The sequence below is a fragment of the Pseudomonas sp. HMWF021 genome (genome assembly GCF_003061005.1).
Classification (GTDB): Bacteria; Pseudomonadota; Gammaproteobacteria; order Pseudomonadales; family Pseudomonadaceae; genus Aquipseudomonas.
Genome location: NZ_QAIK01000163.1, coordinates 1 through 21,820 on the forward strand (window position 1 = coordinate 1; position 21,820 = coordinate 21,820).

The 21,820-nt window shown below is 59.3% G+C and carries 19 protein-coding genes and 1 tRNA gene; 3 read left to right on the forward strand and 17 right to left on the reverse strand.

Annotated features, from left to right (window positions below; translation table 11 throughout):
• The 7 genes from DBR18_RS30390 to rpsU form a co-directional block, all read right to left on the reverse strand.
• A partial coding sequence (locus DBR18_RS30390; RefSeq protein WP_371921138.1) for a HipA family kinase occupies positions 1 to 160 on the reverse strand: 160 nt, incomplete at its 3' end.
• A 147-nt stretch (positions 161 to 307) separates the two neighbouring features.
• Complete coding sequence (locus tag DBR18_RS23265; protein WP_108592081.1) at positions 308 to 610, reverse strand: DUF3077 domain-containing protein; 303 nt, start codon at positions 608 to 610, stop codon at positions 308 to 310.
• Positions 611 to 977: 367 nt separating this feature from the next.
• Positions 978 to 1,054 (reverse strand) — tRNA-Ile (locus DBR18_RS23270).
• 15 nt (positions 1,055 to 1,069) lie between these two features.
• A complete protein-coding gene (locus tag DBR18_RS23275) occupies positions 1,070 to 4,816 on the reverse strand; it encodes a bifunctional diguanylate cyclase/phosphodiesterase (protein WP_108592082.1) in 3,747 nt (1,248 codons plus the stop codon).
• Between the two features lie 126 nt (positions 4,817 to 4,942).
• Positions 4,943 to 6,790, reverse strand: a complete 1,848-nt coding sequence (rpoD, locus tag DBR18_RS23280; protein ID WP_108592083.1) for an RNA polymerase sigma factor RpoD — start codon at positions 6,788 to 6,790, stop codon at positions 4,943 to 4,945.
• 67 nt (positions 6,791 to 6,857) lie between these two features.
• Positions 6,858 to 8,822, reverse strand: a complete 1,965-nt coding sequence (gene dnaG / locus DBR18_RS23285; RefSeq protein ID WP_007966496.1) for a DNA primase — start codon at positions 8,820 to 8,822, stop codon at positions 6,858 to 6,860.
• A 481-nt stretch (positions 8,823 to 9,303) separates the two neighbouring features.
• On the reverse strand, positions 9,304 to 9,519 hold the full coding sequence (rpsU, locus tag DBR18_RS23290; protein ID WP_002551877.1) for a 30S ribosomal protein S21: 216 nt from the start codon (positions 9,517 to 9,519) through the stop codon (positions 9,304 to 9,306).
• Between the two features lie 199 nt (positions 9,520 to 9,718).
• Between rpsU and tsaD the strand changes: the two genes are divergently transcribed.
• The gene (gene tsaD, locus DBR18_RS23295; RefSeq protein ID WP_039768071.1) at positions 9,719 to 10,744 is read left to right on the forward strand and encodes a tRNA (adenosine(37)-N6)-threonylcarbamoyltransferase complex transferase subunit TsaD; all 1,026 of its coding nucleotides are present in this window, start codon (positions 9,719 to 9,721) and stop codon (positions 10,742 to 10,744) included.
• A 23-nt stretch (positions 10,745 to 10,767) separates the two neighbouring features.
• On the opposite strand, the gene plsY is transcribed toward tsaD, so the two are convergent.
• Complete coding sequence (gene plsY, locus DBR18_RS23300) at positions 10,768 to 11,337, reverse strand: glycerol-3-phosphate 1-O-acyltransferase PlsY (protein WP_108592084.1); 570 nt, start codon at positions 11,335 to 11,337, stop codon at positions 10,768 to 10,770.
• Positions 11,338 to 11,411: 74 nt separating this feature from the next.
• Between plsY and folB the strand changes: the two genes are divergently transcribed.
• Positions 11,412 to 11,768, forward strand: coding sequence for a dihydroneopterin aldolase (gene folB, locus DBR18_RS23305; RefSeq protein ID WP_108592085.1), 357 nt, complete (start codon positions 11,412 to 11,414; stop codon positions 11,766 to 11,768).
• A complete protein-coding gene (gene folK, locus DBR18_RS23310; RefSeq protein WP_108592086.1) occupies positions 11,759 to 12,274 on the forward strand; it encodes a 2-amino-4-hydroxy-6-hydroxymethyldihydropteridine diphosphokinase in 516 nt (171 codons plus the stop codon). Before folB ends, folK begins: the two co-directional genes overlap by 10 nt.
• Before the next feature lie 90 nt (positions 12,275 to 12,364).
• On the opposite strand, the gene DBR18_RS23315 is transcribed toward folK, so the two are convergent.
• The 9 genes from DBR18_RS23315 to DBR18_RS23355 form a co-directional block, all read right to left on the reverse strand.
• Entirely contained in the window at positions 12,365 to 13,588 is a 1,224-nt protein-coding gene (locus DBR18_RS23315) for a multifunctional CCA addition/repair protein (protein WP_108592087.1), read from the reverse strand.
• A gap of 63 nt (positions 13,589 to 13,651) precedes the next feature.
• On the reverse strand, positions 13,652 to 15,214 hold the full coding sequence (locus tag DBR18_RS23320) for a SpoVR family protein (RefSeq protein ID WP_108592088.1): 1,563 nt from the start codon (positions 15,212 to 15,214) through the stop codon (positions 13,652 to 13,654).
• The gene (locus DBR18_RS23325) at positions 15,211 to 16,482 is read right to left on the reverse strand and encodes a YeaH/YhbH family protein (RefSeq protein WP_003228849.1); all 1,272 of its coding nucleotides are present in this window, start codon (positions 16,480 to 16,482) and stop codon (positions 15,211 to 15,213) included. The genes DBR18_RS23320 and DBR18_RS23325 overlap by 4 nt, the downstream gene beginning before the upstream one ends.
• Positions 16,483 to 16,588: 106 nt before the next feature.
• Positions 16,589 to 18,511 carry a PrkA family serine protein kinase gene (locus tag DBR18_RS23330; RefSeq protein WP_003228848.1) on the reverse strand — a complete coding sequence of 641 codons (1,923 nt, stop codon included), beginning with the start codon at positions 18,509 to 18,511 and terminating at the stop codon, positions 16,589 to 16,591.
• A 294-nt stretch (positions 18,512 to 18,805) separates the two neighbouring features.
• Positions 18,806 to 19,135, reverse strand: coding sequence for a thiosulfate sulfurtransferase GlpE (gene glpE, locus DBR18_RS23335; RefSeq protein WP_108592089.1), 330 nt, complete (start codon positions 19,133 to 19,135; stop codon positions 18,806 to 18,808).
• A gap of 33 nt (positions 19,136 to 19,168) precedes the next feature.
• The gene (locus tag DBR18_RS23340) at positions 19,169 to 20,050 is read right to left on the reverse strand and encodes a symmetrical bis(5'-nucleosyl)-tetraphosphatase (RefSeq protein ID WP_108592090.1); all 882 of its coding nucleotides are present in this window, start codon (positions 20,048 to 20,050) and stop codon (positions 19,169 to 19,171) included.
• Positions 20,050 to 20,430, reverse strand: coding sequence for a Co2+/Mg2+ efflux protein ApaG (gene apaG / locus DBR18_RS23345; protein WP_108592091.1), 381 nt, complete (start codon positions 20,428 to 20,430; stop codon positions 20,050 to 20,052). Before apaG ends, DBR18_RS23340 begins: the two co-directional genes overlap by 1 nt.
• A 113-nt stretch (positions 20,431 to 20,543) precedes the next feature.
• Positions 20,544 to 21,362: a 16S rRNA (adenine(1518)-N(6)/adenine(1519)-N(6))-dimethyltransferase RsmA gene (rsmA, locus tag DBR18_RS23350; protein ID WP_108592092.1), complete on the reverse strand. Its 819-nt coding sequence runs from the start codon at positions 21,360 to 21,362 to the stop codon at positions 20,544 to 20,546.
• The coding region (locus DBR18_RS23355) for a 4-hydroxythreonine-4-phosphate dehydrogenase PdxA (RefSeq protein WP_177482427.1) at positions 21,359 to 21,820 on the reverse strand (462 nt) is incomplete at its 5' end. The genes DBR18_RS23355 and rsmA, both read right to left, overlap by 4 nt.

A 21,820-nucleotide genomic window follows, 5' to 3' on the forward strand; every position in this document is an offset into this window, starting at 1 on the left:
GGGCGCAGAGTAGTTCGGCAATGCGTTCGGCTGGCGGCAGCTCCAAGCCTTTGACCACATAGTGTTTGTCATTGTTGGCCCGACACAGGAATGGGCGTGTGATGCCTCCTTCCAGTCGACGAATGATCTCCCCCGCTTCTATGTAGTTAATGGCGGCCATTCATGGCTCCCTCATAAATCTGCTTGGCAGACAATACTGGTCTGTTTCTCGATGCACCATGTCTCGTAATCATTTCCAGCGACATTCAGTGGATACCAAAGGCAACGACGCCCCGATTCACCGGGGCGCGTATCGAGGGAAGTAGCTTCAAACCTGCGTTTTATTCCGTGTCGTAAATCTCTGATGGTTGATGACTTTCACGACATCATCAATCACCGCTTTGCTCATCGCCGCAAGGAAATGAGCGCCCCAGGCATAACGGTCGGTTTTTTTGTCGTAAGCGGCGTCTTCAGCGAAGACCTTGACCAGAAACAGCAGGTCGGAGGCTTGAGCCAGTGCATCGCCAATCGGGACGCCGGCGCTGACGTGGAAGAGGGGTTGGTTGGCGCAGTAGATGAAGGGGGTAAGGCCAATGGTTTTTAAATCTGCGGGCGAGTTTGTTTCAGTCATGGTGATACTCCTTGGTTCAAGGAGCCGGCCCATCCGTTTCCAAGCGAATGGGTGGCGGCTGTGCGCAGGTTGGAAAACCGGGAACCAAGGAACCGGCACGTCCGAAGACGTCCCACGCACAGCCACCATAAAAAGAGCAGGTGCGTTTTGATTCGACGGGTTTCCAAGCCCGACCGCTGATAAGCAGCGACGTCTCGAGAGTATCCCGCCAAAGAACAGTCCAACAGACACCAAAACCCTTCAAATCATAGCTTCGGAACTTGCCTACAGCCTGCGGGGAAGTCTTCCGAACATTGCGCTCGCCAAGAGTAAACTCCCCAACCCATCACCCAATAAAAAGCCGCGCATGTAGCGCGGCTTTCAAATTTGGTGGGCCCACACGGACTTGAACCGTGGACCAAAGGATTATGAGTCCTCTGCTCTAACCAACTGAGCTATAGGCCCTCAGTAGGTCGCGGATTATAGCGACGGTTTGGCGGCTGTGCTATCCGAATAATCCGATACGGTAATACGCAGAAACGTTGCGGCGAATTCTTCCGGGGGCAGTGGCAGGCTGACGATGTAGCCCTGGATCTGTTCGCAGCCTTCAGCGGCAAGGAATTGCTGTTGCGCCTGGGTTTCCACGCCCTCGGCAATCACGGTGAATTGCATGCTTCGGCCAAGGGCAATGATTGCCCGCACAATCGCCGCGTCGTGGGGGTCGTCGGGCAATCCACGGACAAATGACTGGTCGATCTTGAGGATATCCAGCGGCAAACGCTTGAGGTAGCTGAGTGAGGAATAACCCGTGCCGAAGTCGTCGATCGCCAGTTGCACGCCCAGGTGCTTGAGTTGATGCAGTACCGCCAGCGCCTCTTCGGCCTGGCTCATGATGAAGTTTTCGGTAATCTCCAGTTGCAACAAATCCGGCATCAGGCGGTTGTCCCTGAGCAGTTGCTCGATGCGGCCAAGCAGATTCGGCTGGCGCAGTTGCGCGCCGGCGAGATTGACCGAGAGCGGTCCAAGGCTGTCGTAGATCTGGCTCCATTCGAACATTTGCCGGCAGGCGGTTTCGAGCACCCAGTCGCCGATCTGCAGGATCATGCCGTTCTCTTCGGCCAACGGGATGAAATGCTCCGGCGGTACTTCGCCAAAAGTCGGATGGCGCCAGCGGATCAGGGCTTCGGCGCCCACCAGGCGATGGTCGTCGAGGCTGATTTTCGGTTGGTAGTAGAGGAACAACTCGTCGCGCTCGATGGCGCGGCGCAGTTCGTGTTCCAGCGCCACACGTTCGCTGGCCTGGGCGGTGAGGTCGCGGGTGTAGCTTTCGACGCGGTTGCGGCCCTTGGCCTTGGAGCGGTACATCGCCGCGTCGGCGTTTTTTACCAGCGTGGCGACGTCGCAGCCATCCCGTGGATAGAGGCTGGTGCCGATGCTGGCGCTGATGAAGAACTCGTGCTCTCCGGCCTGGAACGGCGCGCCAAAGCAGTTGAGCAGCTTGACGGCGATGTTGTCGGCGTCGCTGGCCTGTTGCAGGCCGGGCAAAAGGATGATGAATTCATCGCCGCCCAAACGCGCGACGGTGTCGATATCGCGCAGCTGCTCCTTCAAGCGTACGGCAATGCCTTTGAGCAGCAGGTCGCCGACCGGGTGCCCGAGGCTGTCGTTGATGTGTTTGAAACGGTCGAGGTCGAGGAACAGCACGGCGCCCTGACCGCCGTTTTCCTGCTGACTGTTGAGCGCATTGAGCAGGCGGCTTTCAAACAGGGTGCGATTGGGCAGGCCGGTGAGCGGGTCGTGGTGCGCCTGGTAATCGAGCTTGGCCTGCGCGTGTTTGAGGCTGGAAATGTCGGCAAACACCGCGACGAAGTGGGTGATGAACTTGTCGCGGTTGCGCACGGCGCTGATGGTCAGCCAGCTCGGGTACAACTCGCCGTTCTTGCGCCGGTTGGAAATCTCGCCCTGCCAATGGCCTTCGTCGGTCAACTGGTGCCACATCGCCGCATAAAACGCGCTGTCGTGCAGGCCGGAGGCGAGCAGGCGCGGAGTGTGGCCGAGGGCCTCGCTTTCGCTGTAGCCGGTAATTTCGGTGAACGCACGGTTGACCGCGCTGATGTGCTGCTGGGTGTCGGTGATCAGCACGCCTTCGGCGGTGCTCTCGAAAACGGTGGCGGCCTGTTGCAGCTTTTCCTGCATCAGATGACGCTCGGTGATGTCCCGGGCGATGGTCAGCATGCAGTCTTCTTCGCCGATCGGCAGCGGACGACTGGAGACTTCGCACAGGCGGATCTGCCCGTCGCTGCGGCGGATATGGCAGGTAAAGTCGCGTACAAAACCGTCGCGGTGCAGCAGGTCGAGCATCTGCTTGCGTTCGTTGAGGTTGACCCAGATTCCCAGGTCCAGCGCGGAACGATCCACCGACATCGCACTGTTGAACCCGGTTATGCGGCTGAAACCCTCGTTGACTTCCAGCAGCAGGCCATCGCTCTGACGCGACAGCAAGAGGCCATCCGGTGAGGCATGAAAGGCCTTGGCGAACTTCTCTTCGGAGGTTTGCAGTTGTTGCTGGGTTTCCTTGAGCTGGGTGATGTCGCGTACCACGACAACCAGCGCCGGGGTGGTGTCGAGGTCGAAAGGTTCGGCGGAAATCAGGCCGGTGAACACCTGGCCGTTATTACGGCGAAAGGGCATCTCCAGGTTGCGAATACTGCCGGCCTGCAAGCGTTGCAACAGCCCCGGCCCGACCCCGGGAATGCCCCAGATGTTGAGTTCGGTGGCGGTCTGACCGACGACATCTTCGGCTTTCAGGCCGATCTGTTCCTCAAAGGCTTCGTTGACCTCCAGCAGGCAGCCGTCGGACAGTCGCGCGATCACCAGAATGTCCGGACATTGCTGGAACACCGAAGCGAACTTCTGCTCCGACAATCGCAGCGCCTCTTCGGTGCGCTTGGTTTCGCTGATGTCGATCATCAGACCGCGCATCACAGGCTCATGCCCGTGTTCAATCAGGCTGACGATGTCGCGCACCCACAGGCAGCGTCCGTCAGCGGTGATCACTCGATAATCGAGGGCATGGTCGCGTCCGTCGCGCACTGCTTCATCGCAAATGGCCTGGGCGCGGGTCAGGTCGGCGGGATGGATAATGTTGCGCCAGAACCCTGGAATCAGCCAGTGCGCCTGTGGATAACCGAGCAGGTCTTCGGCATGGGGCGACACATAGCTGTAGGTGAAGTCGCTCATGCGCGCTTCCCAGGCAATGGCCGACAGGCTCTCCACCAGTCCGCGGTAGTGGTATTCGCTGCTGCGCAGCTCCTGTTCCAGGTCGACGCGCCGGGCGATTTCCGAACTCAGACGGCGATTGATGCGTATGACCACCGCCAGGATGATGACCAGCAATAGCAGGCCCGGCAGGCCGTAGATCAGCAGATCGGACCAGAATGTCCGATGATCCAGAACGTTGCCGACCCAGTGCTCCTGAATGCTGCTGATTTCCTCGGGACTCATGTCCGCCAGGACTTTATCGAGAATGCCTACCAGCATTTTGTTATCGCGGGGCACACCCATGGCCAACTGGTAGCGATAGGGCGTTTCGCCGCTGACGTATAAACCGTCGAGCTTGAGCTGACGCAGACTCCAGACGCTGGAAGCGAGATCACCGACCACGGCGTCGACTTCATCGGTCGCCAGCGCCTGCAAGGCCGAGCTGACATTGGGCATGGCCACCAGGTTCAGGTCCGGATGTTGAGTGCGCAGCAGCTCATGCGGGGCGTAGTTCTCCACGACAGCGATCTTCAGGCCATACAGATCGTCCAGCTTGCGCGGTTGCGCGCCGCCGATGTGGGCGAGGATGACAATCGGGAAGTCGAGATAGGGACGAGTGAATGACAGGTAATTCTGGCGTTCCGGGGTGGACATGATGCCGGGCAGCAGGTCGATCTTGCCGGTTTTCACCTGCGCCAGCACTTCGGTCCAGCTCGAAGGTTCGATCGGGGTGAGTTTGATCGCCAGGCGCTGGCGAATCACGTCGATGTAATCAGCGGCCAGCCCCTGATAGCGATTCTGTTCATCGCGGAACTCGAACGGCGGCCACGAGGCGTCGACACCCAGGCGCAAGTCGGGGTGAGCCGCGAGCCAGCTACGTTCTTCATCGGTCAGAGTCAGCGCGTTAGCCGTTGCGGTCCAGATCATCAGTGACAGCAAGAAAAGCACGGGCGCCAGTCTGGGCATAACCGTCTCGTTAGGGCACGGGATTCATTGCTTCGAGTGTAGACGGGGTATGCAGGGGAGGGGCTGCGCGAGGAATTTAATCTGCCATATAAACAAAACCCCCGGCCTGGGCCGGGGGTTCTGGTATCACTCGTCGAGGAAGGAGCGCAGATGCTCGCTTCGCGTCGGATGGCGCAGCTTGCGCAGCGCCTTGGCTTCGATCTGACGGATCCGCTCACGCGTTACGTCAAACTGTTTGCCCACTTCTTCGAGTGTGTGGTCGGTGTTCATGTCGATACCGAAACGCATGCGCAGTACCTTGGCTTCACGGGCAGTGAGGCCGGACAACACTTCGCGGGTCGCTTCTTTCAGGCTCTCAACGGTTGCAACATCGATTGGCGACTGCATGGTCGAGTCTTCGATGAAGTCGCCCAGATGGGAGTCTTCGTCATCACCGATCGGGGTTTCCATGGAGATCGGCTCTTTAGCGATCTTCAATACCTTGCGGATCTTGTCCTCAGGCATTTCCATGCGTTCGCCCAGCTCTTCCGGGGTCGGTTCGCGACCCATTTCCTGCAGCATCTGGCGGGAAATGCGGTTGAGCTTGTTGATCGTCTCGATCATGTGCACCGGAATACGGATGGTGCGGGCCTGGTCGGCGATCGAGCGAGTGATCGCCTGACGGATCCACCAGGTGGCATAAGTCGAGAACTTGTAACCACGACGGTATTCGAACTTGTCCACCGCTTTCATCAGGCCGATGTTGCCTTCCTGGATCAGATCGAGGAATTGCAGGCCGCGGTTGGTGTACTTCTTGGCGATCGAGATCACCAGACGCAAGTTGGCTTCAACCATCTCTTTCTTCGCGCGGCGGGCCTTGGCCTCACCGATCGACATGCGACGGTTGATGTCCTTGATTTCAGCGATGGTCAGACCGGTCTCGGTTTCCAGCGCAATCAGTTTCTGCTGGCAACGGATGATATCCGGCTGTACGCGACCAATGGCTTCGGCGTATTTGCTCTTGCCTTTGGCCAGGGCGTCGGACCAGCTTTCGTCGACTTCGTTGCCCGGGAACTGACGCAGGAAATCGGCGCGTGGCATACGTGCATCACGTACGCACAGTTGCATGATCGCGCGCTCTTGCTGACGCAGACGATCCAGGGCACTGCGAACACGCTCGACCAGGGCTTCGAATTGCTTCGGCACCAGTTTGATCGGCATGAACAGCTCGGCCAGGGCCAGCAACTCGGCAACCGCTGCCTTGTTGTGACGACCGTGCTTTTTCAGGGCCTTGCGAGTGATTTCCATCTGATCGGCCACAGCGCCGAAACGCTGGGCAGCGATGACCGGATCCGGACCGCTTTCGGCTTCTTCTTCGTCATCCGAAGCTTCGGCGTCATCGTCGTCGGTATCATCGTCGGCCTTGGCAGCTTTCGCGTCGATCGGCGGTGGCACTTCGGCAGCCGGCGGCGCAATGCCGTCGTCCGGGTCGATGTAACCGCTCAGAACGTCGGACAGGCGACCACCTTCGGTGGTGACGCGAGTGTACTCGGAGAGAATGTGGTCAACCGTGCCAGGGAAGTGCGCGATAGCGCTCATCACTTCACGGATGCCCTCTTCGATACGCTTGGCGATTTCGATTTCGCCTTCACGAGTCAGAAGCTCGACCGTACCCATTTCACGCATGTACATGCGCACTGGGTCAGTGGTGCGACCGATATCGGTCTCCACCGCTGCCAACGCGGCGGCGGCTTCTTCCGCTGCGGCCTCATCGGTATCGGCGTCGGCCAACATAAGGGCGTCCGCATCCGGAGCACTCTCGTGTACGGGGATCCCCATGTCGTTAATCATGCGGATGATGTCTTCCACCTGCTCCGGATCTGAAATATCCTCGGGCAGGTGGTCGTTGACCTCGGCGTAAGTCAGATACTTCTGCTCACGACCCAGTTTGATCAACTCAATAATACGAGACTGCTGTTGCGCTTTTCCGGACATAACACCCTATCCACTGAAGGTCTTGGCGGGCAAAAAACAAGCCGAGGATTATACCTGAGCTATGACCTCACGCGCCAGTTGAGGTCGGGTTTGATGCGGAAACATTGCGACTTAGAAGGTCGCGCAGTTGATTTTTCTCTTCGGCGCTCAGTTCGCTTTGACGCGCTTTCCTGAGCAACTGTTCCAGATTTCGCTCGCGTTGGCGGGCTGACAAGCTAGTAATGGTGTCGAAAAACTGTTGTTCAAGGTTTTCTCCGTCAATCAGCCACTCCTTTTCCGCCAGCGCTTTCAACAAGCGGCCCTGTTCAGTGCCGTGCCATCGCGCGATCAACTGAAATGAGTTTAGCTTGGGATTCTTCTGTACGGCTTCGAGCAGCGCCACAAGCAACTGTGCGTTGGTCTGATTTTCGTCCGCAATGTGCCCGGCGTCCTCGACGCGCTCGGCCAGTTGCGGGTGATGCAGCAATGTGCGCAGGGCGGTCAGGGTTGGCGATTCGACGCCGATCGGCGTGCGCGGGCGCTGTTGATCGCGATCACCGCCACGCTTACCGTTCTTGTCCCATGGTTTCTTGTCCCATTTCTTGCCGCCGGCACCGGGTTTCTTCGGTGTCCACTCCTGCTGCGGCACATACATGTCTTGCGCCTGCGGCTGATGGTAGTCGCTGTAGTCCGGCATTGCGTCGTAATCGATGCCCGGATCGTAGGCCGGCGGCGCTTCCTGCGGCGCGCTTTGCGCCAGCTGACTGACGGTTTCGCTGCTCAGGCCGGTGATTTCGGTCAGGCGCTGGCGCATCAGAATGCGCAGGTTGGCGCCCGGCACTTTGTCGATCAGCGGTGCGGCGAGGGTGGCCATGTGTGCCTTGCCTTCGAGCGAACGCGGATCGGCCTCTTCGGTCAGTTGCTGGAAGAAATAATCTGCCAGCGGCTGCGCATGCTGATTGATTCGCGCCTTGAAAGCGTCAGTACCTTCGGCGCGGACCAGGGTATCCGGGTCTTCGCCTTCCGGAAGAAACAGGAAGCGCGCCCGGCGACCGTCCTGCAGGCACGGAAGAGTCGCTTCCAGTGCGCGCCATGCAGCATTGCGACCGGCCTGGTCGCCGTCGAAACAGAACAGTACGTTCGGCACCACGCGAAAAAGACGCTTGAGGTGTTCTTCGCTGGTCGCCGTGCCCAGGGTCGCGACGGCATTGCGCAAGCCTTGCTGGGCAAGGGCGATGACGTCCATGTAGCCCTCGACGACAATGATTTCGTCGAGGTTGCGGTTGTTCTTGCGTGCTTCGTAAAGGCCATAGAGTTCCTGGCCTTTATGGAAGACCGGGGTTTCCGGCGAGTTCAGGTATTTGGGCTTGTCGTCACCCAGTACCCGGCCGCCGAAAGCGATGATGCGGCCGCGGGTGTCGCGAATCGGGAACATCACGCGATCGCGGAAGCGGTCATAGCGTTTGCCGGTTTCGGCGTTCTCGATCAGCAGGCCGGCGTCGATCATGGCCTTCTGCTGCAAAGTGTCGCTGCTCAAGTGCTTGAACAGATTGTCCCACCCCGGCGGCGCGAAACCGAGACCGAAGTCCCGGGCGATCTCACCGGTCAACCCGCGGCCCTTGAGGTAATCCACCGCGGCCTTTCGTGCCGGGTGGCTCTTGAGCGCCTGCCGGTAAAAGTCGGCGGCGGCGGTCAGCAGCGGGTACAGCGGCGAATCGGTCGGCTGCCGCGGTTTGTGCGGGCGGCCGCTTTCTTCGCGGGGGATTTCCATGCCGGCGGCTTTGGCCAGATCCTCGACGGCCTGGGGAAAATCCAGGTTGTCGTGATCCATGAGAAAGCCGAGGGCGTTGCCACCGGCGCCGCAACCGAAGCAGTAATAGAACTGCTTGTCGGGGCTGACGCTGAACGACGGGGTTTTCTCTTTGTGAAACGGGCAGCAGGCGGTGTAGTTCTTGCCGGCCTTTTTCAGTTGCACGCGCGAGCTGACCACGTCGACGATGTCGGTGCGGTTCAGGAGGTCGTCAATAAAGCTCTGGGGAATCAGCCCGGCCATGGCGTTCTCGTCTGTGCTGTAATGAGTCCGATGCGAAGGGCGGCCGGACGCAGGTCTTGAGTGAAGCGCACAAAGTGGGCGGCTCGACCGGTGTCGTTTGCGTGATCGCTGTCGGGAAGTGTATCTGCCGAAAATCCACTGACGTTAGTACCCATCAGTCTTCGACTATATGAAAGTGTTGCGCTGAATCCGCTGACGGCCGATAAATGGCCTCGGATAGCTCAAAAAAGCGGGCACGCATGCAGGTGCCTTGGGCTGATCGTCGTGAGAGGAATCAGTGGGTGTGCTCGTCAGTAGCCTTGAAAGGCTCGTCAGAAAAGACGTGCACCGCTGGCAAAAGAGCCAGGTCTGACGCGTGAAGCAGATTTGTCTCGGTCGCGTGTGCGGCTTCGACGGTGAAGCATCAAGCGTTTTACGCAAATGCCATTAGCCCGGCTGAGGGCCGGGCTTAGGCAAGAAGCTTGCTACGGTCGTCTGTGTATTAGTACAGACGAACGGCGCGGCGCTGTTCGCGCTGAACTTTCTTGGCGTGACGCTTAACAGCGGCTGCTGCTTTGCGCTTACGCTCAGAAGTTGGCTTCTCGTAAAATTCGCGGCTACGAACTTCAGCCAGTACACCGGCTTTTTCGCAGGAGCGCTTGAAACGACGCAGAGCTACGTCGAAGGGTTCGTTCTCTTTAACTTTGACGGCTGGCATCCAGAGCTACCTTCATTCATTACCGGGGTCAACATCCTCGCGGCAAAAGAGCACTTGAAGACGTCGGTTTTTAAGGGTTGCGGATGTTAACCCCTCATCGCTCGGAATGCAAAGCCTCTGATCGAAAACCGCTAGTCGGGGCATCGCATGGCGACTATTATGCGCGCCTTCGAATTCAGCCTAAACAAGGCGCAAACCCATGCTAGTACTGGGATTAGAAACGTCCTGCGACGAAACCGGCGTCGCCTTATACGACAGCGAACGCGGCCTGCTGGCCGACGCGCTGTTCAGCCAGATCGACCTGCACCGCGTCTATGGCGGTGTGGTACCGGAGCTGGCCTCGCGTGACCACGTCAAACGCATGCTGCCCTTGATTCGTCAGGTGTTGGCCGAGGCTGACTGCGTGCCGACCGAGATCGATGCGATCGCCTACACCGCGGGCCCGGGCCTGGTCGGGGCGCTGCTGGTGGGCGCCTCGTGCGCTCAGGCGCTGGCGTTTGCCTGGGGCATTCCGGCGCTCGGTGTGCACCACATGGAAGGCCACTTGCTGGCCCCGATGCTGGAGCCAAAACCGCCGGAATTTCCGTTCGTCGCTTTGTTGGTTTCCGGGGGGCATACGCAGTTGGTTCAGGTCGATGGCATTGGCCAGTACAGTCTGCTCGGCGAGACCCTCGACGATGCGGCCGGCGAAGCCTTCGATAAAACCGCGAAAATGATGGGCCTCAATTATCCGGGCGGGCCGGAAATTGCCAAACTGGCTGAGAAGGGCGTCGCAGGACGTTTCACTTTCCCGCGTCCGATGTGCGATCGCCCGGGCCTGGATTTCAGTTTCAGCGGCTTGAAAACCTTCGCCCTCAACACCTGGCAACAATGCGTCAGCGCCGGGGACGACAGCGAGCAAGCCCGTTGCGACATCGCGCTGGCGTTCCAGCAGGCCGTGGTGGAGACTTTGACCATCAAGTGCAAGCGCGCCCTGAAACAGGCGGGCATGAAGCGTCTGGTGATCGCTGGCGGCGTCAGCGCCAACAAGGCCTTGCGCGTCTCCCTTGAGAAAATGCTCGGCGACATGAAAGGCGATGTGTTCTACGCCCGTCCCGAGTTCTGCACTGACAACGGCGCGATGATCGCGTTTGCCGGTTGCCAGCGTCTGCAGGCCGGTCAGCAGGAAAGTCTGGCGATCAGCGTGCAGGCACGCTGGCCGATGGAGCAGTTGTCGGCGCTGTGATGAGCGGCGTTGACGGACGGTATTTAAAAATGCCGTTCGCGCCCGGCAAACAGGTCGCGTAAATTGCCGCGGTGGCGCCAGACGATCAGCAGTGTCAGGGCGCTCATCGGCAGCAGCGCTTCCGGCTCTTGCCATGCCAGCAATGGCAAGGTCAGGGGCGTGGCGATCAGCGCCGCCAGTGAGCTGGTGCGGGTCAGGTAGAACGTCAGCAGCCAGGCGCACACCGCCAGCAGCGCGGCGGGTGGATACAGGCCCAGCAGCATGCCGGCAGCCGTGGCGACGCCTTTGCCGCCGCGAAAGCGGAAATACAGCGGGAACAGGTGACCGATCACGGCGCACACGCCGATCCAGGCCTGATCCTGCAGCGAAAGGCCCATGGTCGCTGCGATCAGCACCGGTACCAGGCCTTTGCACAGATCACCCAACAGGGTCAGGATCGCCAGTTTGCGACCGACCAGGCGCAGCATGTTGGTGGCGCCGGCATTACCCGAGCCACTCATTCGCGGATCCGGGTTTCCGGTCAGGCGGCTGAGCAAAATGGCGAAGGACAGAGAGCCGAGCAGGTAGGCGAGGGTCGCCAGTAACCAAAACATGCTAACTATTCCGGGCGAGGACGCCCTGATTCTAACGGCGCATTGCGCCCTTGTCGTGCAGCGGAGAAAAGTGCTTGGACAGAGTGTTTATCGAGGGCCTGGAAGTCGACACCGTGATCGGTGCCTACGACTGGGAGCGCGACATCCGACAGTGCTTGCGTCTTGATCTGAGCTTCGCCTGGGACAATCGCCCGGCTGCCGCCGGTGATGACCTGACCCTGGCCCTCGATTACGCCAGCGTTTCTGCGCGTATCCAGGCCTTTGCCGAGCAATCCCGGTATCAATTGGTCGAGACCTTTGCCGAGCGCCTGGTCGAAGTGCTGATGGCTGAATTCAAGATCACCTGGGTTCGCCTGAAATTGACCAAGCCTGGCGCTGTGCCGGCGGCCAAGGGTGGTGTGGGCGTGGAGATCGAGCGCGGATGTCGCTGACTCAGGTGTATCTCGGGCTCGGTAGCAATATCGAGCGCGAAACCCATTTGCGTGCCGGACTCGACGCTTTGGCGACGTTTCTGGTGGATATCCGCTGTTCAGCGGTGTTCGAGAGCCAGCCGGTGGGGATCAAGAGCGGGCCATTCTTCAATTTTGTGGTCTCGGCGTTTACCGATCTGCCCTTGATGGAGCTGGATCGGCGCTTGAAATTCATCGAAGCCGATAATGGTCGTTATGCCCCTGATCGCAAGGGCTTGCCACTGGATATCGACGTTTTGTTGTACGGCGATCTGACGGGTAATTTCGACGGACTGATCCTGCCGCGTGCCGAAATCCTGAAAAACGCTTTTGTGCTGTGGCCGCTGTCGCTGATTGCGCCGGATCGGGTACATCCGGGGGTGGGGAAAAACTTCGCGACGCTGTGGGCCGAGGCGCAGATTGATCAGGTCTTGGCGCCGGTGGGGTTTGAATGGCGTGGCGAACAGCTCACGCCTTCGAACCTTTGAAGCAAAAGATCGCAGCCTGCGGCAGCTCCTACACGGGGATGCGCGTTTCCATGTAGGAGCTGCCGCAGGCTGCGATCTTTTGATCTTGCTTCAAGCGTTCTCTTTGTACGCCTTCAAAGCCTTCAGTCGTTCTCGCTTCAGCGCTTCACCCAGTTCCGGGCCTTTGAATCCCTTCTCCAGCAGCGGCTGCACCGCCACCCCGCGTGCCACATTGGCTGCCCCCCGCAAATAATCCGCCTGTGGATAACTGCGCTGTTCCAATCCCTTGCGTCCCCGTGCATCCATCTCGCAGGCCACGATGAATTCCTCGAAACGCTGCGGTCGGCGATACACGTCAAAACTCTGCAGCAGCTCCAGCAAGGTCGACGCCTTCAGCTCCAAAGCGCGATGACCGTGGGTGTGGTACTTACCGACCAGCAGCGCCAGTTCCTGACAATCCTTTGGTGCCTTGAAGCGTTCGTTGACCGCTTTGATCAATTTCAACCCAGTGTGCTCATGGGCGATGTGTCGCGGCCACTCCTCTTCCGGGGTCAGGCCTTTGCCGAGGTCGTGCAGCAGACAGGCCCAGCGCACCGTCAGCGGTTGTTTGTGCCGCGCCGATTGTTCCAGCACGCTGAGGGTGTGCAGCCCGGTATCGATTTCCGGGTGATGCGCCTCCGGCTGCGGCACACCAAAAAGCGCGTCCACTTCCGGCATCAGTACGTTCAGCGCGCCACAGTCGCGAAGCACCTGAATGAAGACCTGCGGTTGATCCTCCATCAGCGCGCGGGAAATTTCTTTCCAGCTACGTTCGGCGGTCAACGCCTCCAGCTCGCCTGATTCGCTGAGTTGCCGCATCAGTTTCAGCGTCTCTGGCGCGACAGTGAACCCCAATCCGGCATAGCGCGCAGCAAATCGGGCAACTCGCAGGACACGGAGCGGATCTTCAGCGAACGCCGGGGATACGTGGCGCAGAATACGCTCTTCAAGGTCGCGTTGACCGTGATAGGGATCGGTCAGATCGTGCTGTTCATCCTCGGCCATCGCGTTGATCGTCAGATCGCGGCGGATGAGGTCTTCTTCGAGGGTGACGTCTGGGCTGGCGTGAAAAGTGAAGCCGCCATAACCGCGACCGCTTTTGCGCTCGGTGCGGGCGAGGGCGTATTCCTCGCCGGTCCTGGGGTGAAGGAACACCGGAAAATCCGCGCCGACCGGGCGATAGCCCTGGGCGAGCATCTCTTCTGTGGTGGCCCCGACCACCACCCAATCGACATCGGTAACCGGTAGCCCGAGCAAGCGGTCACGTACCGCGCCGCCGACCTTGTAAATCTGCATAAAAAACCTCCGTTGGCCCGACAGGATAACCCTTGTGCCGGACTTTCGGAGGTCAGAACCGGCTCAAAGATGAATGACGGCCAGATCAAGCCTGCCGTAATCCCCTTCGCTGTGTTCGCTGCGTGGCGGTACGTGATGGGTTTTCATGATCTGGTCGCCCTGCAGGGTTTCCAGGTGAATGTCGAAGCCCCACAACCGGTGCAGATGCTTGAGTACCTCGTCAGTGGAGTCGCCCAGTGGTTTGCGGTCATGTTGCTGATGGCGCAGGGTCAGGGAGCGATCGCCACGCCGGTCGATGCTGTAGATCTGCACGTTCGGTTCACGATTGCCGAGGTTGTACTGCGCGGCCAGGGTTTCACGGATGATCCGGTAACCGGTTTCGTCATGGATCGCCGGGACCAGCAGATCATCTTTCTGATCGTCATCGAGGATGCTGAACAGCTTGAGATCGCGGATGACCTTGGGTGACAGATACTGCAGGATGAAGCTCTCGTCCTTGAAGCTGCTCATCGCGAATTTGATCGTCGACAGCCAGTCCGAACCGGCAATTTCCGGGAACCAGCGGCGGTCTTCCTCGGTAGGCTCTTCGCACATGCGGCGAATGTCCCGATACATCGCAAAACCCAGCGCATAAGGGTTGATGCCGCTGTAGTAAGGGCTGTCGAAGCCCGGCTGGAACACCACACTGGTGTGCGAGGTGAGGAATTCCATCATGAAACCATCTGTCACCAGGCCTTCGTCATACAGATCGTTCATCAGCGTGTAGTGCCAGAACGTCGCCCAGCCCTCGTTCATCACCTGGGTCTGGCGCTGTGGATAAAAATACTGGGCGATCTTGCGCACGATCCGCACGATCTCCCGTTGCCACGGCTCCAGCAGCGGGGCGTGTTTCTCGATGAAATACAGGATGTTTTCCTGCGGCTCGGCCGGGAAGCGGGCGTTGTCCTTGTCGCTGTATTTGTCTGCCCCTTTGGGAATGGTGCGCCACAGATCGTTGATCTGCTTCTGCATGTGCTCCTCGCGATCCTTTTGCCGCCGGCGTTCTTCTTCGGCAGAAATCGGATACGGACGCTTGTAGCGGTCGACACCGTAATTCATCAGCGCATGGCAGGAGTCGAGCAGATCCTCCACCGCATCGATACCGTGGCGTTCCTCGCACTGCATGATGTACTGCTTGGCGAACACCAGGTAATCGATGATCGAACTGGCGTCGGTCCAGGTGCGGAACAGGTAATTGCCCTTGAAAAAGCTGTTGTGGCCATAGCACGCGTGCGCCACCACCAGCGCCTGCATGCAGATGGTGTTTTCCTCCATCAGGTAGGCGATGCACGGGTCGGAGTTGATCACGATCTCGTAGGCCAGCCCCATCTGCCCGCGGCTGTAGGATTTCTCGGTGCTGAGGAAGTGTTTGCCATAGGACCAGTGGTGATAGCCCAGTGGCATGCCGACCGAGGCATAGGCATCCATCATCTGTTCGGCGGTGATCACTTCGATCTGGTTGGGATAGGTGTCCAAGGCATAGCCGGCCGCAATCCGGGCGATCTCGCGGTCATAGGCCTGGATCAGCTCGAACGTCCATTCCGAGCCGGTGGAAATGGGTTGGCGTTTCTGCTCTTTGGCGGTCATGTCACTAACCTGCGCTGGAAGAGTTCACGGAAGACCGGATAGATATCCCCGGCCGAGACCAGTTGCTGCTGGGCAAACGTGTCGGAAAAGGCTTCGGCGATGCGTTCGTATTCGTACCAGAGGGCCTGGTGTTCGCGCGGTGTGATCTCCACATAAGTGTAGTACTGCACAAACGGCATGATCTGGTTGATCAGGATGTCGCGGCAGATTGGCGAGTCATCGTTCCAGTTGTCGCCGTCGGAAGCCTGCGCGGCATAGATGTTCCATTCGTTGCTCGGGTAGCGCTCGGCCATGATCTCCTGCATCAGCTTCAGGGCGCTGGAGACGATGGTGCCGCCGGTTTCCCGCGAATAGAAAAACTCTTCCTCGTCCACTTCCCGGGCGCTGGTGTGGTGGCGGATGAACACGACGTCTATCTTGTCGTAGTTCCGCTTGAGGAACAGATACAACAGGATGAAAAAGCGCTTGGCGATGTCCTTGGTCGCTTGGGTCATGGAGCCGGAAACGTCCATCAGGCAGAACATCACAGCTTTCGAACTGGGGTTGGGCTGCTTGATCAGCAAGTTGTACTTGAGGTCGAAGGTGTCGAGAAATGGCACCCGATGGATGCGAGCGCTGAGTTTCTCGATTTCGGCTTCGAGTTCCTGAATATCGCCGAAGTTGTCTGGCTCTTCGCGCTTTAAGCGCGCCAACTCCTCTTTGGCTTCGCGCAGTTTGGCGCGGCTGCTGCCGGACAGTGCGATGCGCCGGGCGTGGGCCGAGCGCAGGGTGCGGATGATGTTGATCCGTGATGGGTTGCCTTCATTGCTGATCCCGGCGCGCACGGTCTTGAAGGTGTCGGTGCCGCTCAGGTTGCGTTTGACCAGGTTCGGCAGTTCGAGGTCTTCGAACATGAACTCGAGGAATTCTTCCTGAGTGATCTGGAAGACGAATTCGTCCATGCCCTCGCCGGAGTTACCGGCCTTGCCGGGACCGCGTCCACCGCCGCCCCCCGGAGGCCTGGCGATGTGTTCGCCGGCAGTGAATTCCTTGTTGCCGGGATGAACCACGGTCTGCTTGCCGCCGCGGCCGTGGTGAAGCACCGGTTCGTCGATATCGCGACCGGGAATGCTGATCTGTTCGCCGTGCTCCATGTCAGTAATGGAGCGGCGGCTGACCGCCTCTTCGACAGCCTTCTTGATGTGATCACGGTAACGCCGCAGGAAGCGCTGGCGGTTCACCGTGCTCTTGTTCTTGCCATTGAGACGTCGGTCGATCACATAGCTCATACGTGGCCCTCCGGGCAGCTTCAAGTTGTGAGCTGCGAGCCGCAAGTAGAAGCACAGCGTTCACATGCCTTTTCTTGCAGCTCGTAGCTAGAAGCTTGTAGCTGTTTTACTGCGATTTCCGGACCCGTAGGTACCATTCGGACAGAAGTCTTACCTGTTTGTCGGTGTAGCCGCGCTCGACCATTCGAGTGACGAAGTCGTTGTGTTTCTGTTGATCCTCTTTGCTGGCCTTGGCATTGAAGCTGATGACTGGCAGCAGGTCTTCGGTGTTCGAGAACATTTTCTTCTCGATAACCACCCGCAGTTTCTCGTAGCTGAGCCAGGTCGGGTTCTTGCCATTGTTGTTGGCCCGGGCGCGCAACACGAAGTTGACGATCTCGTTGCGGAAATCCTTCGGATTGCTGATGCCGGCCGGTTTCTCGATTTTCTCCAGTTCTTCGTTCAGTGCGACGCGGTTGAGAATCTCGCCGGTTTCCGGATCGCGGTATTCCTGATCTTGAATCCAGAAGTCTGCGTACAGCACGTAGCGGTCGAAGATGTTCTGGCCGTACTCGCTGTAAGACTCGAGATAAGCGGTCTGGATCTCCTTGCCGATGAATTCGATATAACGCGGCGCCAGGTACTCCTTGAGGTAGCGCAGATAACGCTCGCGGGTTTCGGCCTGGAACTGTTCCTGTTCGATCTGCTGTTCCAGCACATAGAGCAGGTGCACCGGGTTGGCGGCGATTTCATGCGGATCGAAGTTGAAGACCTTGGACAGGATCTTGAACGCAAAACGGGTCGAAAGACCGTTCATGCCTTCGTCGACGCCAGCCGAATCGCGGTATTCCTGAATCGACTTGGCTTTTGGATCGGTGTCCTTGAGGTTTTCCCCGTCGTAGACGCGCATCTTCGAATAGATGTTGGAGTTTTCCGGCTCCTTGAGGCGCGACAGCACCGTGAACTGCGCCAGCATCTTCAGGGTGTCCGGCGCGCAGTGGGCTTTGGCCAGCGAACTGTTGAACAGCAGCTTGTCGTAAATCTTCACCTCATCGCTCACTCGCAGGCAGTACGGCACCTTGACGATGTAGATCCGGTCGATGAAGGCTTCGTTGTTCTTGTTGTTGCGGAAGGTGTGCCACTCCGATTCGTTGGAGTGGGCCAGCAGGATCCCGGTGAACGGAATCGCGCCCAGACCTTCGGTACTGTTGTAGTTGCCTTCCTGGGTGGCGGTCAGCAATGGGTGCAGCACCTTGATCGGTGCCTTGAACATTTCGACGAATTCCATCAGGCCCTGGTTGGCCCGGCACAGTGCACCGGAGTAGCTGTAGGCGTCGGCGTCGTTCTGTGGGTATTCCTCGAGTTTGCGGATGTCGACCTTGCCCACCAGTGCAGAAATGTCCTGGTTGTTCTCGTCACCCGGTTCGGTCTTGGCCACGGCGATCTGATTGAGGATCGACGGGTACAGCTTGACCACGCGGAACTGGCTGATGTCGCCGCCGAACTCGGCCAGGCGTTTGGTCGCCCAGGGCGACATGATGGTGTTCAGGTAGCGGCGCGGAATGCCGAAGTCTTCCTCGAGAATTGCGCCATCTTCGGTGGCGTTGAACAGACCCAGGGGAGATTCGAATACCGGCGAGCCCTTGATCGCATAGAAGGGCACTTTTTCCATCAGCTGTTTCAGCTTCTCGGCCAGGGACGATTTACCGCCACCGACGGGGCCAAGCAGATAGAGGATCTGTTTCTTCTCTTCCAGGCCTTGGGCGGCATGGCGGAAATACGAGACGATCTGGTCGATGCATTCTTCCATCCCGTGGAAGTCTTCAAAGGCCGGATAGCGACGAATCACCTTGTTGGAGAAGATCCGCGACAGCCGCGAGTTGGTCGACGTGTCGAGCAGCTCGGGTTCGCCGATGGCCATCAATAGACGCTCGGCGGCGGAAACGTAAGCGCTGCGGTCCTTTTTGCACAGCTCCAGGTACTCCTGCAGCGAGAGTTCTTCCTGGCGTGTGGACTCGAAACGTTGTTGGAAGTGGCTAAAGATACTCATGACGTCACCTCGCTCGATACGTGGAGCCGACGCCGGATCACTCAGTCGATGCTGGCAAGCAGCCGCGGTGGCCGCCTGTTTACCCCCCAGAACACTTTCGCGGTCGACAACCTTGAAAGTCACTCCCGATGACCCGTGCGCCGGTGTACCGGCTCTCCCCTGTTTTGGATGGCCTGGGCTTAAGGATAGTTGGGAATTCGGGAGGTAAAGGCGAGATACGTAATTAGTTGTGGCAGACCGTTCGTCTGCCCCGCGCAGGCCCACGGCAGCCGGGGCCTGCACGTGACAAAAAAATTATTCGGCGGTGCCTTGCGCGGTTTCCGCAGGATAAGTTGTACGCCACAGCTCAAAGCCGCCGTCCATGCTGTAGACATCGGAGAAGCCCTGACTGATCAGGTACGCGGCCGCACCCTGGCTGGAATTGCCGTGGTAGCAGACGACTACGGTCGGAGCATCGAGGTCGGCACCTTGAATGAAAGCGTGCAGCGAGTGGTTGTCCAAATGCTTCGAACCGCGGATATGCAGGGCGGCAAAGGTCGCAGGATCACGGACATCGACGACAACGGCACCTTGCTCACGCAGAGCCTGGGCCTGTTCCGGGGGGATTCGTTTGAATTCGCTCATGGCGGGTTCCTGTAGCTCGGCAGAATACGCAGTCTAACGCGGGGCGCTGACTGGCGGAGTTTCGGGGATAAGTGGGGTGACGGTTGGTACAAGCCCGCCGTGCTCATCGCATTTGCACGACACGCGCTCGCCGCTGTCGACGTTCATCAGCGTCAGGCTGCCGCCCCAGACACAACCGGTGTCGAGCGCCGAGATGCCTGGTTCGTGAACATCGCCTTCCAGCGCGGCCCAATGGCCGAAGATGATCCGCAGGCCGCGGGTCTTGCGCTCCTTGTGCTGGAACCACGGTTTGTAACCGGGCGGTGCGCTGTCGAGGCCTTCCTTGCTTTTGAGGTCGAGCTTGCCGTCGGCGGTGCAGAAGCGCATGCGAGTGAAATAGTTGGTAATGACGCGCAGGCGGGTGACGCCTTTGAGATCGTTGTCCCATTTGGCGGGTTCGTTGCCGTACATGCCGTCGAGGAAGGCAGGAAACAGATTGTCATCGCGTAATGCGGTCTCGACTTCGCCAGCGCACTTCAAGGCGCGACGAAGCGACCATTGCGGCGGGATGCCGGCATGAACCATCACGACATCGCGCTGCTCATCGTAGTGCGCAAGCTTTTGCTGACGCAGCCATTCAAGCAGCTCAGGGCCATCGGGTGCCTCAAGGATTTCGCGCAACGTGTCGGATTTTTTCAGGCGCTCGACGTGCCTGCTGACAGCCAGCAAATGCAAGTCGTGATTGCCCAGCACGCAGACCAGTGACTCGCGCATGCCATAGAGGAAGCGCAGGGTCTCCAACGACTGCGGCCCACGGTTGACCAGATCGCCGACCAGCCACAGCCGGTCAAGTTTCGGATCGAACGCGACCTGCTTGAGCAGGCACTTGAGCGGTTCGAGGCAACCTTGCAGATCGCCCACGGCGTACGTGGTCATCAGTGCAGGGCTCCGGGTACAGCGAGGCGGAAGGGCTTGATGATGGCGTCGAAATGTTTGCCATCGGTGGCGACCATTTCGTAGGTGCCCTGCATGGTGCCGACCTTGGTGGTCATTACCGTGCCGCTGCTGTAGGTGTGGCTTTTGCCTGCGTCGATCAGTGGTTGCTGGCCGACGACGCCTGCGCCGCGAACCTCTTCGACGTGCCCGTCACCGTCGGTGATCACCCAGTGACGCGACATCAACCGGGCAGGGCGCTCGCCATTGTTTTGCACGGTGATGGTGTAGGCGAAGGCGAAGCGGTCGTGCTCGGGTTGCGATTGGTCTGCCAGATAGCGGGTGACGACACTGACATCGACCTGATAACGAGGATCGGACATGCAAAAGGGCCTTAAGCAAAGCGGAACGCGGGGCGTAGCTGATGGGAGTCAGTCTAGGCAAGTATCGGGCAGTAAACCAGAGTGGCGTCCTGCCCGATAGCGTTCATCGCCTGTCAGTCGGCGGCGGGGGCCTGCGGAACTTGTTCGCTGAGCTTGTCAGCCAGGCGCACGAATGCAGCCAGATCCAGTTGTTCGGGACGCAGGCTGCCATCGACGCCGGCGGCTTCGATCTCGGCAGCGGTCATCAATTGTTTGAGGGTGTTGCGCAGGGTCTTGCGGCGCTGGTTGAACGCTTCACGAACGACGCGCTCAAGCAGGCGATGATCCTTGGCCGGGTGTGGCAGTACCGCGTGCGGCACCAGGCGGACGATGGCCGAGTCGACTTTCGGCGGCGGGTTGAACGCACCCGGGCCAACGTTGAACAGGTGCTCTACACGGCAGTGGTACTGAACCATGATCGACAGACGACCCCAGTCACCGCCGCCTGGGCCGGCTGCCAGACGCTCGACCACTTCCTTCTGCAGCATGAAGTGCATGTCGCGAATGATGCCGGCGTTGTTCAGCAGGTGGAAAATCAGCGGCGTGGAGATGTTGTACGGCAGGTTGCCGACCACGCGCAGGCTGTTTGGCGCGGCGTTGAGGGTGTTGAAGTCGAACTTCAATGCATCGCCCTGATGCAGGTTGAAGTTGCTCTTGCCGGCGAACTGCTGGTTGAGGATCGGGATCAGGTCTTTGTCGAGTTCCACCACGTCGAGTTGCGCACCGGAGTTGAGCAGTCCCGCCGTCAGAGCGCCCTGGCCGGGCCCGATTTCCAGCATGCGGTCGCCGGATTTGGCGCTGATGGAGCGCAGGATGCGGTCGATGACGCCGGCATCGTGCAGGAAGTTCTGGCCAAAGCGTTTGCGCGCCTTGTGTTGGTATTGCTCGGTCATAAACGGGTCTCGGCCATCTGGTAGGCGGTTTCCAAAGCGACCTGCAGGCTGCCGGTGTCGATTTTGCCGCTGCCGGCCAGATCCAGGGCAGTGCCGTGGTCGACCGACGTGCGAATGATCGGCAAGCCAAGGGTAATGTTGACGGCGGCGCCGAAGCCTTTGTATTTCAGCACGGGCAGGCCCTGGTCGTGGTACATCGCCAGCACTGCGTCACAGTGCTCCAGATATTTGGGGGTAAACAGAGTGTCGGCAGGCAGCGGGCCACGAAGGTCCATGCCCTCGCCGCGCAGACGCTCTAATGTGGGTTCGATGATGTCGATTTCTTCATGGCCCAGGTGTCCGCCTTCACCAGCGTGCGGGTTGAGTCCGCAGACCAGTATGCGAGGCTGGGCGATGCCGAATTTTTCCTGGAGGTCGGCGTGCAGTATCCGCGTGACCCGTTCCAGCCGCTGCGGTGT